The following is a 14,828-nucleotide window of genomic DNA, read 5'->3' as shown; positions in this document are numbered from 1 at the left end:
GGCCTGGGCCGTGCGGGCATCGGCCGGGTGGGCGGCCAAGACCGCCTCCAGGAGGGGGCGCAGCGCCGACGGCAGGGCGGGCGGTGCGGTGGTGCGGGTGTGGTGGGCGGCGTGCTCCAGCAGGGCCTGCAGTGCGCGGGCGCTCGCGGTGGTGGGGAAGGGGGAGGTGTCGTCGGTGTCGGGGGTGGCGGGGTCGGTGAGGGGGTCGGTGAGGCGGGTGAGGTGGGCCAGGGCGTCGGCGGTCAGTTCGGCGCCGAGGTCGGTGTCGGTGCGCCAGGCGGCGGTCAGCAGGGTGAACAGGGCGTCCGCCGCCAGGACCGGGGCCGGATCGTCGACGGCGCCGCCGTCCGGGTGCGCCGGCCCGGCGGGGGTGGCGGGCAGGGCGCGGTGCAGGTCGAGGGCCGCGCGTACGGCCGCGGCGAGCGCGCCGCCGGGCAGGACGGCCAGGCGCTCCGCCCGGCCGGCGAGGGCGCAGAGGTAGGCGGCCTGCAAGGAGGGGTGGGCCAGGGCGGCCACCGTCCGGGCGACGTCCTCGGCCCACGCCGCGGGGTCGCGGTCGACCGCGGTGCGCAGCGCGGCGCGGTAGCGCGGGTCGTGGGCGTCGCCGGCGGCCGCCAGGAGCGCGGCCGTGGCGAGGACGTCCGGGGCTCCGTCGTCGCCGGGGGCGATCCGGTCGGCGGGCACGGTGAGGGGCTGGGAGGGGGTCCAGGCGAAGGGGTGGCGGGTGTCGCGGGGGTCGCGCGGGCCGGTCGGTTCGTGGGTGCGCAGCGTGGCCAGGATGTCGGCCCACGGGGCGAGGACGGCCTGGGGCAGGACGGGTGACCAGTCCCAGGCGCGCAGCCACGGGGTGGGCCAGTGCAGCGCCGGGTCCGCGGCGCGGGCGGCGAGGTGATCGGTGCGGTCCCGATGCGTGGGGGCGGGGCCGAGCAGAGCGGTCAGGGCGGCGGTGAGGCGGCCGGTGTGCTGCGGCGGGCAGGTCCCGGCGGCGAGGGCGGTCAGGCGGGCGGTCTGCGGGTCGGGGGAGGCCGGCAGACGCTCCATCAGGCCCAGGGTCTGCTCCCACCACTCCCCCGCCGCGTCGTCGACGTCGGAGGCCGGGGCGGGGGCGGTGGTGGTGAGGTGGTCGGCCAGCAGCCGGTCCGCCAGGCGCGGGTCGGCGGCGGCCACCCGGCCGGTGATCTCGGCGGTTCGCTCGGCGAAGACGGTGCCGGCGGCGGCGTCGTGGGCGGCGATGTCCAGCACGGTGCGGGCCAGGCGCGGGCCCAGCTCGGCGCCGGGAGCGGTCACCACGCCCGGGTCCAGGTCCGCGTAGACCATGGCCGCCACGGCGGCTCCGGTGCGCGTCAGGTCGCGGGCCAGCAGCACCGCGGTGACGGTGCGCAGCAGGGCGGCCAGCGCGGCCGGGGTGGTGCCGGCGGCGTGCGGACCGGCCGCGGCCAGGTGGGCGGCGGCGGCGGCCAGGGCGCTCATGAGGGCGGCGGCCTCGTGGTCGGGCAGGCGCGCCTCGGCCAGGGCGGCGAGTTCCTGCTCGGCGCCGGGGTCGTCCTCGGCGGCGTCGGCCAGGCGCTGGAGCAGCGCGAGGCGGGCGCCGGCCTGGTCGTGGGCGGCCTCCACGGTGGCGCGCAGCAGCGTCTCGACCGTGCGGACCCAGTCGGTGCCGCGCTCGGCGGGCGGCACCGCACGGGCCCAGTGCGCGGCCAGCACCGGCACCGCCTCGTCGGGGCGGTGGCCGGGCTTCAGCTGGGCCACCGTCAGCACGCGTACCTGCGATGCCAGTCCGATGCCGCGGCGGGCGGCCAGGCGCAGCAGGGCGGCGCGCGCGAGGGGGCCGGCGGCGGTGATCCCACCGGCCCGCTCCGCCAGCCAGGCACGGACGCGCTCGGGGTCGGTGGCGGTGAGGTCGTCGAGGTAGGGGAAGGCCGGCCAGGCACCGGCGGCGGTCGCGTCGGGCATCAGCAGGTGGTCGTCGAGGACCTCCAGCCAGCCCGGGGCCGGTCGGTGCTGGAAGAAGTAGTCGAGGGCGCGCGGGTCCGATAGAGCGGCCAGGGCCTTGGCGTCGGCCTCACCCGGGGCGGACAGGGCCAGCAGGGCCAGGACCTGGTCGCGGCGTGCGATCAGCGGCAGGAAGACGTCTGCGATCGCCGCCACGGCGGTGCGGTAGCGATCGGTGGCGACGTCGAGACCGGAGTCGACGCCGTGGAGCGTGTCGGAGGTACTGCCGTACAGGGCGCCCCATACCTCGAGGGCGTTCTTCTGGGCCTGGCCCGGCGCGCGGCCGGTGCGGTCCTCGACGATGCCCGCGGCGCGGCGCTCGTGGTAGCCGCCCGGGGCGTCCAACTCGAAGCGCAGCACCTCGGCGGCGGTTCGCAGCCGCTCCAGCGCGGCCGCCGGGTCACTGCGGCGGGAGCGGGCGGGCTCGGCCTGCGGCGGCAGGACGTCGGGCGTCGGGGGCCGGTAGGCGTCGACGGCCTTCAGCACGGCGCGGGCCGCGGCAGCCAGCCCCTGCTTTTTCCCGCCGAGCTTGAGCAGGCCCTCGACGGCGCCGCGCACGCACGACTCCGCGATCTCGGCCTGCCGCTGGAAGGGGGCGGGGTCGGTCAGGATCCGGTGCGCGTCGCGCAGCAGGCCCAGCGCCCGTTCCCCTTCCCCTTTCGTACCGACTGATCGCAGGGCGCCGGCCAGGTCGTCGCTGACCGGGGCGAGCGGGAGCGGGAGGATGCACGACGGGGCGGGGGGCGGGGTCTGGTCCACATCGGTCACCTTAGGAGGTTCCGGCCCCCGGATGGCTACCTCTTCCGTTCTCCCCTGGCGCGAACCTCGCGGTCGCTGCGCGGACCAGCGCTCCGAGGCTTCCGGCCGTTCACCGCAGCCCCGTTCAGGCACCCGTGGGGGCGGCCCACGAGTCGGGGACGGGCGTCGCGAAGAACCTGGCCGTGGACGGCACACTCGCTGCCGTCCCCGCTGGCGCTACCCGCATCAAGGTCCTCATCCGGCACGGACCCTCCGCCCCCACTGGCACCCGCGCGGTGTGACCGCACTTGGCGGGGCGAACTGCGGAACGGGTCCCGACTGGGAGGAGTCTTCCCGAAGTCGATCAACCCGAGCAGGATGAGCGGGTGACCTACAGATTCTTCAACGATGATCCGGTCGACGGCAGCGCGGTCCTTCCCGACCTTCTCGGGCACGAGCGGTATGCAGACCATTCCGTCGGCCTTCTGCGGGAGGTCAGGGATCAGAGTGAGTCCGGGGTTCTCGCCCTGATCGGTCCCTGGGGTTCCGGCAAGTCCTCGGTGCTCAAGATGGTGCTCCGTCGGCTTCGGAACGCGGAGCCGGCCTCATGGTCGGTGGCGGAGCTCAATCCGTGGCTCTACTCCGACCTCGACAGCCTGACGGCGGCGCTGTTCAGCGAGATCCGCGCTGCGCTGCCGAAGGGCGAGCGGTGGTCGGTGGCCCGGGAGAAGGTCAGGGACTTCGGTGTCTCTGTCAGCCCGCTGGGCAAGATCGGCGGCTTTCTCGGGCTCGACGTCAGCGAGGTCGTCAAGGACATCGCCGAACGGATCGGCGGAGATACCAGCACTTCGGCGGCCAAGGAGTCCGCCGCTGCGGCGCTTCGCGACGCAGGCCGGCCCGTGCTGGTGGTGATGGACGACCTGGACCGCCTGACGCCCGACGAGCTCTTGCTGGTCTTCAAGCTGGTGCGGCTCGTCGGCAATCTGCCCAATGTCTACTACCTCATCAGCTTCGATGAGCGAACGCTGCTCGACGTCCTCAGCCGCAGCGACCTGGTGGGTGGATCGGAGCACCGGGCGAGCGAGTTCCTGGAGAAGATTGTGCAGGTCCGGTTGGACCTGCCGGCCTTCCGCGAACGCGATGCTTACGCGCTCGTCGACGGTTGCCTGGCCGCGCTGCTCACGAACCACCGGTTGTCGCTGACCGCAACGGAGGAGCAGCGGTTCGCTCGGGCGTACTTCCACTACCTGCAGGACCGGCTGCTCACTCCGCGGGCGATCAAGCGTCTCTTCGGGCAGGCGGCGGCGTCGCTCGGGGCTCTGGCGGGCGAGGTCGACCTCGTCGACTTCCTCCTCGTCACGTTCCTACGCACCAGCGAGCCCGGGGTCTACCGACTCCTCAGCCGTCACCGGGCCGAACTCACCGGCAGCGGCATCTCCCTCCTCGGGCAGCAGCGCCGGGAACGCGACGAGCTGGCCGAGCTGTGGCGTACCCGGCTAAAGGAGGCCGGCGTCGACTCTGGGCACCTTGACGGCGTTCTCGGCCTGCTGGCCAGCCTCTTCCCGAGACTCGCGAGCCAGTTGGGCGGCGGCCTCAGCGGTGAACCGCCGCAGGCGCGCCAGGGAATCGGCAGCGGCGACTACTTCGACCGGTACGTCGTCTTCGGAGTGCCGGACGACGACCTGCCCGAAGCCGTGCTCACCGCCGCTCTCGCCCAGGTGGAATCCGCTACCCCCGGTGTGGAGGCCGACGAGCTGTGGCTCCGGTTCCAGGACGACACGCATCGCATCGCCAGGCGCATCCAACAACGGCTGCAGGCGGGCGCACGGGTGCCTTCCCGGCAGCTGCTGATCCGGATGGCCGAGCTGTTCGCGTCGCTGACCGCAGCGAAAGAGGTGATTCTCAGCCCCGAGTTCACAGTAGTCATCCTCGCGCAGAACTTGTTCCGCACCCTCGCGGCCGACGAGCGAGTGGAGGTCCTCGACCTGATGGCCTCCTCCGCCGCCGGCGCCGACCTCGCCGGCGTCGTTCTGCGCAACGCCATCCAGCCCTCCGACACCGAACCCGCCTTCGCCCAGGAGAGCGACGAGTGGTTCGCAGCAGCACGCACCGCGGTGCTGGCCCGCCTGGAGCCGCACCTCACAACAGCCAGCGGGCGACCCGCCGACGAGCTCGGAGATCTGGACATCTCTCTCCTGTGGCGGTGGAGCCGCCTGGATGCCGCCGCCGCCCGCCGGTGGGTCCGCCAACGCCTGGACGACGGCCACTGGGACCTGCTGACGCTGCTCACCAAGCTCCTCCGCGCACCCCGCACACCCTGGTCCGCAATCGACGCCGACGACCTGGAAGCACTCGACAACCTCGTCGACCGCGCCGAGGTGTACGCCCTCTACGACCGAACCGAGATCCCCGAGAACGACGATTCCCCGCCCGCGCAACTCCTCCGTGCCCTCGGCCGCACCCGGCCAACCGACCCAATGCAGGCCAGCGAGCCCAGCAACGAAGCAGGCGACACAGGCAACGATCTCTGACTGCAGCTCCTTAACTCCTGCCCTGGGAGATCCGGGGCGGGAATCAAGGTCTCCGGCCCGACCCCACCAATTGGCTGACCTGCTGCGTAGTCTCACCGGGACCGCCCCACCAGGTTGCTCGCGCGGCACCCGGGGCCGCCGTAACAGTCGGCGGGGCGCAGCCAGACCCGGATCCGGTCGCGCGTACAAGGACGGGCACGGCGAGCTGTGCCGGGCCGCGCCGACGCCCGCGGCCTCAAGGCCTACGCCGGAGCCGCGCCGGTCACCCGCGCCTCCGGCAAGAAGAGCCACATCGGCCGGCGCATCGTCAAGCACGACCGCCTCAACCACGCCGGCTACCTCTGGGCGTTCTCCGCCCTCACCGCCTCACCTGGAGCCGGCGCCCACTACCGCGCCCGCCGCGAACACGGAGACTGGCACGCCGCCACCCAACGCCATCTCTTCAACCGCCTGCTCGGACAGCTCCACCACTGCCTCCAGCACCACGAACGGTTCGACGAGAACACCGCCTTTCCCGCACCAGCTCTCACCGCAGTCGCGGCTTGACCGGCTGCTTCGCTGAGAGTGCTGCACAGCTTCGGCCGTTGACACCCGGGTGAGGCAGACTGCCCGCCATGACAACGGCTGATCACGACGTCCTGACCTCCTGGAGCAGCGTCGGCACCTGGCTCACCGCGCACACCCGACGAGGCCCGGCGAGGCCCGGCGAGACCAGCGCCGGATGCCGCCCGCCTGGACGCGTTCGAGGCAGACCTCGGCCTGCCCCTGCCCGCCGACCTGCGGGCCTGGTGGCTGCTGCCCGACGTCACCGCGAGCTACTGGATCCCGGACGCGTTCGCCCCGGTCTCGCTGGACGAGGTCCTGGAGACTCACGAGATCTGGCTCCTGGTCGCAGAGCAGGAAGGCGACTCGTTCGACGAGAACGGTCAGCCCGAGAGCCGCTACCAGCGGGAGTTCATGCCGATCGCGTTGAGCCCCGGCGGCGACGGACTGATCGTCGACCTGCGCCCCGGTGACACCCACGGCGCGGTACTCCTCTGGGACCACGAGACCTGGATCCTGGACGTTCCCCAGTGGGCCTCGGTAACCTCGATGCTCCAGGACATCACCCACGCGCTGGAGGCCGGGACACCGGTGCTGCTGGGCCACGCAGCCCTCGGCGGCTCCCAAGAGCCCAGCACCGCCACAATCGACGACGCACTCGATCTCGCCTGGCAGCCCACCACTGCAGACCGCTGATCAAACCCATCCCGCTTGACGCTTAACCACGTGCGATGTCTGCGGTGGGGCGTTCGGCGGGGCGAAACTCCCCGGCCGTACGCCGGTGGCTGCCGAGCCCGCCGCCGCGAACGAGGACCAGGAGCAGCGGGAGCAGCAGGCGGTGAACGAGGTGCTCGCCGAAGCGTCGGAGGCGGGGCGCCGGGCGGCCGAGTGGGTGCGGGAGCTCGCGCCCCGGCCGCCCGGCGCGAAGGGCGCGGTGGTGAAGAAGGCCGGTGGGAAGCCGAGCGCGTTCGACCGGGGTTTGGCCGCGCTTGCCCGGTACCGGGGGCGGACCGAGTCGGTGACCGTGCCCCGGGCCCACGTGGAGGAGCTGACCGACGGCGAGGGCGGCACCGTCGTGCAGGCCGCCGGGCAGGGTGTGCTGCACGCCGTCGGGGCGCTCGCGCCGGATCAGCGCCAGGCGACCATCGTGGAGGAGCGCCGCGCACACCCGTACCCGGGCCGGCGCGGTCACCGGCCAGTGGCCGGATCGTCGGCGTCGTCGGGCAGGACGGGCAGCGGCCAGGACGGATCCGGTGCCCAGGTCGGCCAGCCGGCGGCGAACGGGCCGCTCTCGACCGCGCCGACGACCAGGTGCGACGGCCCGCCCCGAACGGCATCGGGACATTACGGGCGAACTGCCGAGCCGATCACCGAGCACAAGCCGCTGAAGGATCGAGGCTGATGGCCACCCGGCTCCTGAACAACTCGATGAAGCACAAGCCGACCACCCGGTCGTTTTTCTTCTTCCTTTGTAGCGAGAACTGAAATCTCGCGCCGTCTTGTTCTTTCTGTTTCCGCCGTATGTTTCCGGGAAGGAACCTTCGAGGGGAGGCCTCTTCCCCCGTAGAAAATAGTACAATCGACTGCTTTCCGGAGGGATTCCGTGCCTGCTCGCCGCATCATGACGATGCTCGCGTCCACATCCCTGGCTGTGACCGTCCTGCTGGGGTCATCCCCGTCCGCCCAGGCGGACGACCCCGTCTTCTGCGGGATCGCCGTCGGCGGAGCGATCCTCGCCAAGTACAAGGACTACGACTACGACCGGGGATTTCTCGGCTGCCCGAAGACGACCGAGTTGGTCAACCCGGACGGCGTCGGCCGCAGGCAGGAATTCACCGGGGGAACCGTCTACTGGAAGCCCGCTACGGGCGCCCATCCCGTTGGGGGCGCCATCGGCGCGAAGTGGGCGGACAAGAACTGGGAGTCCGGTCCGCTTGGGTATCCCACGTCGGACGAGCTGGCGAACCCCGACGGATTCGGCCGCCGTCAGGAGTTCGAAGGCGGCTCCGTCTACTGGGCGTCCGCCTACGGCGCGCACCCCGTGTGGGGGAAGATCGGGAAGCTGTGGGGGGATTACGGCTGGGAGGGCGGGTCGTTCGGATATCCCACCTCGGACGAGAAAACCGACACTGCGTCGAAGCAGACGTACCAGAATTTCTCCAACCGGCAGAGCAAGCTGTTCTGGAGTTCCGGAGGCCTGGAGGAGGGATGTTCGGGAGAATGCACGGGCTATCTGAGCGAAGCCGCCACGGGCTGGTTCAAACAGGTGCGCGTCGAGATCCCCGCCGTTTTCCCGAACGAGGTGGTCATCCGCGCCTATCCGACGGACGCAGGATTCCGCAACGCGGTCGGTGATCTCGGCGGCGCCTGGGACCAGCTGTGGACGATGGCGCCGCCCCCGCAGCAGTTGTCCGTCCAGTCGAAGTACAACTCGGAGTACGAGCAGTTCATCTGCCATGCGAATTTCGTCTTCCCGGATCCGCTCGATCCCTCGGGGTGGAGCACGGGCGACAGCTGGGATGTGGAGTCCTGGCGCGCCGACGTAGGGACCAGCAACGCACTGTCTCGCGTCTTCTTCGCGCTGCACCAGTGCAACTGGGATCCGCAGGACCCGAGCTAGACAGAAACGGCCGCCGGCGTTCCGTGCTGGCGGCCGTTTTTCACGGGTTTTTGAGTATGTCGTGCGAGCCGACCCGACGCCCAACGTCGCTTCTGTTGGCTGATCTTGATGGCGTAGGGTCTCGTCCTTGTGGCACGTGATCACATAGCCGGGACAGCTTCCCGGAGCGGGTCCGGATGGGGCTGCTGACCCGGACGTTCACGCCGGAGCTGGTGCACCAGGCGGTCGAGGAGGCCGGGGCGTGGGAGGAGCGCACGAAGGCGCTGCCGAGCACGCTGATGGTGTGGCTGTTCACCGGGCAGGGGTGCTGCGCGAGCTGCTGGAGAACATCCCGCGTCGGGCGGGTGAGAAATGGACGCGTCCGGCCCGGACCGGTTCTGTGAGGTACGGGTGGGAGGACACCGGTCGATACGGCCACGCGTCAGCGGATGTACGGGACGGTGTCATCGCTCCGCCCCGGGCGACGCCCTGCTCGTCCACGGCCTCTGCCCTCACCATCACTGGCGCATGGCCGTATCCATCGCTGGCACCGGATCCGGAGGTCACACCCGGTGACACCCACGTGACAAGCCCGGCCGCGCCACAACGACACCCGAAACCGCGTCCCGGTGACGGGACCCCACCCGGCTGGCACGGCCCCGGGGAGCAGCCGCCGCAACGGCCCGGACCGGACCGTCGCGGAGCGCACCAGGACAAGGCCCCGGGCGGCGGCACACGGCGAGGCCCCGCGGGGGCCGAGACGCGGCGGCCACATGCGGCCCAGGACCCGAGCCGAGCCCTACGGGGGCTTGAGGGCCCGTCACCGCCCGGTCCGGGGCCCCTGGGGTCCGGTGGAACGGCGACAGCCCGCCAGAGGGGCGGCGGGACGGCTTCCCGGCCTGGCCGGGATAGCGGTGTCCCCGCACCCCGGTGGGCGGGGCGGGCCGGGACCGGAGCCGCTGTTCAGGAGTCGATGGCGAGCCGGATCGGGACGGTGAGGAGGGAGAGCCGGCCGGTCGCGGCGACGTGCCGGAAGTCGAAGACGCTGGTCAACGGCCCGGTGATCAGTAGCAGGGCGCCTTGGGCGCGGGCCGCTCCCCACCATTTGCGGGTGGCGCTGATCTCGCCGTCGAACCAGACCGCGTCGCCGGGCCGGTGGATGGTCAGCTGGTAACCGGTCAGGACGGCCGACCAGCCCCGATACGGTCCGGTACCCAGAGTCGGGGCGGTGACGCGGGAGGCCCAGCCGTCTTCGGGGACCAGTGGTCGGCCGGGGTCGGCGGGCAGGACCAGGGCCGGGCGGTGGCCGGGCATGAACTCGGGCCAGGGCCGGCCGTGCGGGCCAAGGCCGCTGATGATCGCCATGGACGTCCCCTACCCGTGGTCCGGGCTCGGCCACTCCACCACCGGACGGATCACATGCCTGGTGCGGTCCGGCGGACAACGGGCGGTACCCGCTCCACCGCGCCGCAAGGACCCCACTGATGCGGCAGCGCCCGGCCAGCCGGTCCCAGGGGCCCGAGCGGAGCGGTGATCGTCCCGTGACGATGCCGGACGCGGCGTGGACTTTCGCGGGGTGGCGGAAGTCGGAGACGTCCCACAGATCGATGGTGGCCCGAGGGCACGGCCTGGCCCGACAGCGGCTGGACGCCCCTCCTCCGCCTCCCGGTCGTCGGCGCACTGCGGGCACACCAGCCGGTCCGGTTCTGCGGATTCGGTGCCGCCGGGGTGGGGGGCGGCCGATGATGGACGCCGGCGGCGACACAACCGGAGAACGGATGACGCGCGAGGAGAACGGCAGCCAGGCGGACAAGCCCAGGCGTCGGCCGCAGAACTGGTGGGAACTGCCCGACCGGGAGTTGCAACCGCCTCGTCCAGCAGGGGCTTCCAACGATCCCGGTACCCCCTCGCCCCGCTCTGGCGGTCTTTCCGGGGAGTCTGGTGAAACCCGTGTCCGCAATCAGATCAGCGGCAGTGTCGTTCACGGGAACGTGATTCAGGGCGGGGTCGTGCACATCCACCCCAATCCCGTCCAAGGCGGCAACAGCACCGGTGGTGGGCGGCACCTCGGGAAGCCGATCGGACAGTGGGACCCGCACGACCTGGAGGTCCACCCGGCCGGCACCGGCCGAATCGAGCAGGGCCGGCTGGACAGACGGCAGGTCCGCGTCATGCCGGGCTACGTCCGCCGAGCCCACGACCGGGAACTCGACAACGCCGTACGCGACGCCACCGAAGGCCACAGCCGGATGACGGTCCTGGTCGGCTCGTCGTCCACCGGCAAGACCAGGGCGTGCTGGGAGGCCATCCAGCCGCTCGCCGGCCAGGGATGGACACTGTGGCACCCCTTCGATCCCACCCGCGCCGAGGCCGCTCTCGCCGACCTCGACCGGATCGGGCCGCGCACGGTTGTCTGGCTGAACGAGGCGCAGCACTACCTCGGCGACGCGCGACACGGCGAACGCATCGCGGCCGCGCTCCACGGTCTGCTGACCGATCCCGGCCGGGGCCCGGTTCTGGTCCTGGGCACGCTGTGGCCCGAGTACGCCGGGCAGTACACGGACCTTCCACAGCCGGGCGGCTCGGATCTTCACAGCCGGGTCCGGGAGCTCCTGGCCGGGCGTCTTCTCACCGTTCCCGAGGCCTTCGACCGGCACGCGCTGGACGCTGTCCGGGTCCTCGCCCGCGGCGGCGACCGGCTGCTGGCCGACGCCCTCACCCGAGCCCTGGACACCGGGCGCCTGGCCCAGGACCTCGCCGGCGCGCCGGAGCTGCTGCACCGTTACGAGCAGGCCGGCCCCGCTTCCCGGGCTCTGCTGGAGGCCGCCATGGACGCTCGCCGCCTTGGTGTCGGTCTCCACCTGCCCAGGGCGTTCCTCGCCGACGCCGCCGTCGACTACCTCGCCGACCACGACTGGGACCAGCTCGCGGACAACTGGGCCGAGGCCGCGTTCGCCGATCTCGCCCGCCCCGTCCACGGCAAGCAAGCCCCCCTGCGCCGCGTCAACGCCCGCGCCGGGTCCCGGCCACCAGGCGCTCCGGCGCCCACTCCAACACCTCGCCCGGACGAGGGGCTGGTGTTCCGGCTGGCCGACTACCTCGAACACCACGGCCGCGCCACCCGCGGCCGGATCTGCCCGCCCGCGTCCTTCTGGCACGCCGCCCACACCCACCTCACCCACCCCGACGACCTCAACGCACTCGCCGAGGCGGCCCTTCACCGGTACCGCTACCGCTGGGCCCACCACCTGCGACGCCGAGTCGCCGAGGTCGGCGACCCAGAGCTCCTGGTCAGATTGGCGAAGCAGCGCTCCCTGGGCCCAAGGGACGTCAAGACCTTCTATCAGGCGGCCGCCGACGCCGGCCACCCCGACGCCGCATTCGAACTGGCAAGAGACCGGGAGCTGCACGGGGACCGGGAGGGCGCCGAGGCGCTCTACCGCCAGGCCGCCGACTCCGGCCGCCCCAGGGCCCTCACCGACCTTGCGCGGCTCCGGCTGAAGGCCGGGGACCAGGAAGGCTCTGAGGCGCTCTACCGGGAGGCGGCCGCGACCGGCGACCCCGATGCCCTGATCGACATGGCGGCGATGCAGAACCCCGTCCGGCTCACGGAGACGGCCGAAGCCCTGATTCGGCAAGCCGCCGATGCCGGGCACTTCAGGGCCCTGGTCCACCTCGCGAAGGAACGGGAGCGGTTTGGAGACTGGAAGGGCGTCGAAGCCCTCTATCGGCGGGCCGTCGACAACGGCGACATCGCTGCCCTGCTCGGCTTGGCACGACTCCAGAACGACCACGGGGAGCTGACGGGCGCGGCGGAGGCGATCTACAGGGTGGCCGCCGAGGCCGGCTACCCCGAAGGTCTGTCATTCGTATCAGAGGAACGGGAACTGGCCGGGGACCAGGAAGGCGCCGAAGCACACGCCTGGCGGGCAGTCAACGCCAATGAGGCGTACGTGTTCTGTCTCTTCGAGTTGGTGCGGACTCGGCAGCTTACCGGGGACGGAGCGAACGCCGAACGCCTCGCCCGGCAGACTGCGAACGCTGGTCACCCTTTCGTCCTGTCCTTCCTGGCAGGACAACGGGAGAAAGCCGGTGACCTGGAGGACGCGGAACGCCTCTACCGCGAGGCTGCTGTCCACGAGCGCACTGGACTCTTCGACGTAGCCAGGATGCGGGACCGCGTCAGGGACCTGGAGAGTGCTAACCACCTCTACCAGCAGGCCGCCGACGCCGGCAGCACTCGAGCCCTGGCCCGCCTGGCACTGATACGGGAATTCGTCGGAGACGGGGAAGGCGCCGAGGACTTTGCCCGGCAGGCCGCTGACGCTGGTAGCCCTGACACCCTGGTCAAACTCGCGGAAAGCCGGGAGCAAGCCGGTGACCTGGAGGGCGCCGAGCGCCTCTACCGCGAGGCCGCCGACACGGGCACCGCGCTCTCCACCTCGGCACCGGACCGCTGGCCCCACGGACTGGACCCCGACGGCACACCCACACCCCCCTGGCGCTGACCACCAAGGGCCAGGTCGACCAGGGCGTCACGGGTGGCCTTGTCGTTCCGGCGAGACCAGATGCCAGAGCTCACGAGCGGTGGCGCGCTGGAACAGGCCGAGCGACACCAAGACCCCACGCCGCACCGGTTCCGTCGAGTCCGCCTTCCACCGCACCCCAGCAGCGGCAGGAAGAGGGTTGTCGCCACGGCTTCGGCCCCTTGTCCTGGGCTGCTGGCCTGCGGAAACGGGCTGATCCGGCGTCGGGGGCGCTGAGGTGCCGGCGGAGGTACCCGCGGAGGCGGCGCCCGGGACCGGGCCGAAGGCCGGGGCGGGGCCCGGGCCGTCGACTACCTGCGCGGTGTCCTGCTCGACGTCGGGCGGATCCACACCGCCTTCGTTGCCGACGCCCGCTGGCGCGGTGAGGCCTGCGGGCCCGCTCGACCTCCTGCCCGCCCCGGAGCTGCCGGTCGGGGGCGGCGGGGTGTACAGGCCCGCCGCCGAGCTCGCGTACACCGCCGGCACCAGTGAGGAGCGGCACCGGCTGCGGGCGTTCGTCGAACGCCACCGCCCCGGGGTCGGCGCCGAGGAGACCGCGGCCCGTCCGCACCCATCTGGCACCCGCTCGGCGGCAGCGGGCGGGCGTGCGGGTGGACTGCGCTGTAGACGCCGGGGCCGGAGCAGTGCGGTGACCTACCGTCCGGTGCGGGAGCGGAGAGCGGGCCGGCCACCCTCGGCGCAGGGCCGGAGCGGGCATGGGGCGGGATAGAGCAGGCCCACCCCGGACGGTGCCTCGCGGACCCTGCCGAAAGTGGTCAGCGTCACTGGTAGGACGCCCCGGTCGCCACCGTGCGCTACCTGCGACTGGTCCTGAACGGGATCCGCGCCTTGGGCCTGACCCGCGCCGGCCAGGTGCTGGAAGGGCTGCCGGCGGACTTCATGCTGGGCCCTCACGACGTCCGGGACCTGGCCGCCGCCCAGATCAAGCGCCAGCGCCGCTCGCTCGCGCGCCAGGACGCGCTGCAGCAGCGCGCCTACGCGCGCCTGGTCACCGAACTCGCGGGCCCCGAGCGAGGTGGCAAGACGCGCGCCGGCAAGGCCCTGGGTGTCACCGATGTCCAGATCGGCCGGATCATCCGCGAGGACCAGGAGCGCCGCGCCCTGCTGGCCAGCAAGGTCAGCAACGCGCGCGACGACTACGACCTCTGAACAACAGGGCGGCCCACGGAAAGGCCATAGCCCTGAAGGGCTTGGGGCGGACGGGCTTCTGGCCTGTCCGCCCCGCCAACGTCCCGCCGCCGTCCCTACGGGACTACGAGGCTGAACCGTGCGCGCCGGGGTGAACAGGTGGGTGCCCAGGTCCTCCAGGAGCTCGCGCACCGCGTCCGTGCCCGGGTCACCGGCCACCGTACGGCGCAGCACCAGCAGGACGTCCCAGAGGGCTTCCTGAGTACCCGGGAGGCCGGACAACAGCCAGCACCCGCGCTTGAGTTCGCCGCTGGAGGCTGCGGCGAAACAGCGATTTCACACCCACGTCGCCGCCCGGTGCGGCACGCTGGGGTGCGACGACCTTGAGTGAGGGGAAACAGGGTGGGAACGTACGATCCGACGTACCAGGTCCAGGACGCCGCCAAGTCGGTGCGCACGGTGGCCCAGGACCTCGCCGATGGCAAGGCGGAGTGGGACCGGCCGCGGGATCTGGCGAAGACGCTCGAATGGATCCAGGCCCTGACGGACGACGTGTCACGGATCCTCCTCCAGCAGGCCGGCGCTCTGCCCCGGATGACCACCGACTCCGATGCGCCCGAGGCCGGCCAGCGTATTGCCGAGGCCGCGGCCACCGCAGCCCAGCTGGGCAACCAGATCCGTCGGGCACACCAGGTCGCGGAGACCGTCCGCTGAGACGGCCCGCGGTGCCGCGCCGCCCAGCCCGTACGC

10 protein-coding genes and 1 pseudogene are annotated in these 14,828 nt (G+C 72.3%); 9 read left to right on the top strand and 2 right to left on the bottom strand.

Translation table 11 applies throughout. The features are described from left to right. Positions 1-2,760, bottom strand: a 2,760-nt coding sequence (locus ACFU6K_RS12040) for a hypothetical protein (protein WP_380662442.1), incomplete at its 3' end; no start/stop codon positions are given. A gap of 356 nt (positions 2,761-3,116) precedes the next feature. Here ACFU6K_RS12040 and ACFU6K_RS12035 point away from each other — a divergent pair. The 6 genes and pseudogenes from ACFU6K_RS12035 to ACFU6K_RS12010 all read left to right on the top strand — a co-directional run bounded on the left by ACFU6K_RS12035 (position 3,117) and on the right by ACFU6K_RS12010 (position 8,807). Then, complete coding sequence (locus tag ACFU6K_RS12035) at positions 3,117-5,261, top strand: P-loop NTPase fold protein (RefSeq protein WP_380662441.1); 2,145 nt, start codon at positions 3,117-3,119, stop codon at positions 5,259-5,261. A gap of 222 nt (positions 5,262-5,483) precedes the next feature. Further along, positions 5,484-5,807, top strand: a pseudogene (locus ACFU6K_RS12030) (transposase); the annotation flags it as partial. Positions 5,808-5,993: 186 nt separating this feature from the next. Next, positions 5,994-6,500 (top strand): SMI1/KNR4 family protein, encoded by a 507-nt coding sequence (locus ACFU6K_RS12025; RefSeq protein WP_380662443.1) that lies wholly within the window; start codon positions 5,994-5,996, stop codon positions 6,498-6,500. Between the two features lie 85 nt (positions 6,501-6,585). Further along, on the top strand, positions 6,586-7,206 hold the full coding sequence (locus tag ACFU6K_RS12020) for a hypothetical protein (protein WP_380662440.1): 621 nt from the start codon (positions 6,586-6,588) through the stop codon (positions 7,204-7,206). Positions 7,207-7,407: 201 nt separating this feature from the next. After that, positions 7,408-8,424, top strand: coding sequence for a hypothetical protein (locus ACFU6K_RS12015; RefSeq protein WP_380662439.1), 1,017 nt, complete (start codon positions 7,408-7,410; stop codon positions 8,422-8,424). 176 nt (positions 8,425-8,600) lie between these two features. After that, positions 8,601-8,807, top strand: a complete 207-nt coding sequence (locus ACFU6K_RS12010) for a transposase domain-containing protein (protein WP_380662438.1) — start codon at positions 8,601-8,603, stop codon at positions 8,805-8,807. 559 nt (positions 8,808-9,366) lie between these two features. Here ACFU6K_RS12010 and ACFU6K_RS12005 read toward each other — a convergent pair. Continuing rightward, positions 9,367-9,768 carry a hypothetical protein gene (locus ACFU6K_RS12005; protein WP_380662437.1) on the bottom strand — a complete coding sequence of 134 codons (402 nt, stop codon included), beginning with the start codon at positions 9,766-9,768 and terminating at the stop codon, positions 9,367-9,369. Between the two features lie 377 nt (positions 9,769-10,145). Here ACFU6K_RS12005 and ACFU6K_RS12000 point away from each other — a divergent pair, with 377 nt between their 5' ends. From ACFU6K_RS12000 to ACFU6K_RS11990, 3 genes are all read left to right on the top strand, one after another. Continuing rightward, on the top strand, positions 10,146-12,911 hold the full coding sequence (locus ACFU6K_RS12000; protein WP_380662436.1) for a hypothetical protein: 2,766 nt from the start codon (positions 10,146-10,148) through the stop codon (positions 12,909-12,911). An 828-nt stretch (positions 12,912-13,739) separates the two neighbouring features. Beyond that, the gene (locus tag ACFU6K_RS11995; RefSeq protein WP_380662435.1) at positions 13,740-14,099 is read left to right on the top strand and encodes a hypothetical protein; all 360 of its coding nucleotides are present in this window, start codon (positions 13,740-13,742) and stop codon (positions 14,097-14,099) included. A gap of 381 nt (positions 14,100-14,480) precedes the next feature. Beyond that, on the top strand, positions 14,481-14,792 hold the full coding sequence (locus ACFU6K_RS11990; protein WP_380662434.1) for a hypothetical protein: 312 nt from the start codon (positions 14,481-14,483) through the stop codon (positions 14,790-14,792). Positions 14,793-14,828: the final 36 nt, after the last annotated feature.

The sequence above is a fragment of the Kitasatospora sp. NPDC057512 genome, assembly GCF_042802135.1.
Lineage (GTDB): Bacteria > Actinomycetota > Actinomycetes > Streptomycetales > Streptomycetaceae > Kitasatospora.
The sequence above is the reverse complement of the archived record's forward strand: the minus strand, read 5'-3'. Positions and strand labels throughout refer to the sequence as shown.

What these genes read in the sequence shown, in the direction of transcription:
- ACFU6K_RS12010 (WP_380662438.1), top strand. Translation starts at nt 8,601, where the DNA reads ATGGGGCTGCTGACCCGGACGTTCACGCCGGAGCTGGTGCACCAGGCG.
- ACFU6K_RS12005 (WP_380662437.1), bottom strand. Translation starts at nt 9,768, where the DNA reads ATGGCGATCATCAGCGGCCTTGGCCCGCACGGCCGGCCCTGGCCCGAG.
- ACFU6K_RS12000 (WP_380662436.1), top strand. Translation starts at nt 10,146, where the DNA reads ATGATGGACGCCGGCGGCGACACAACCGGAGAACGGATGACGCGCGAG.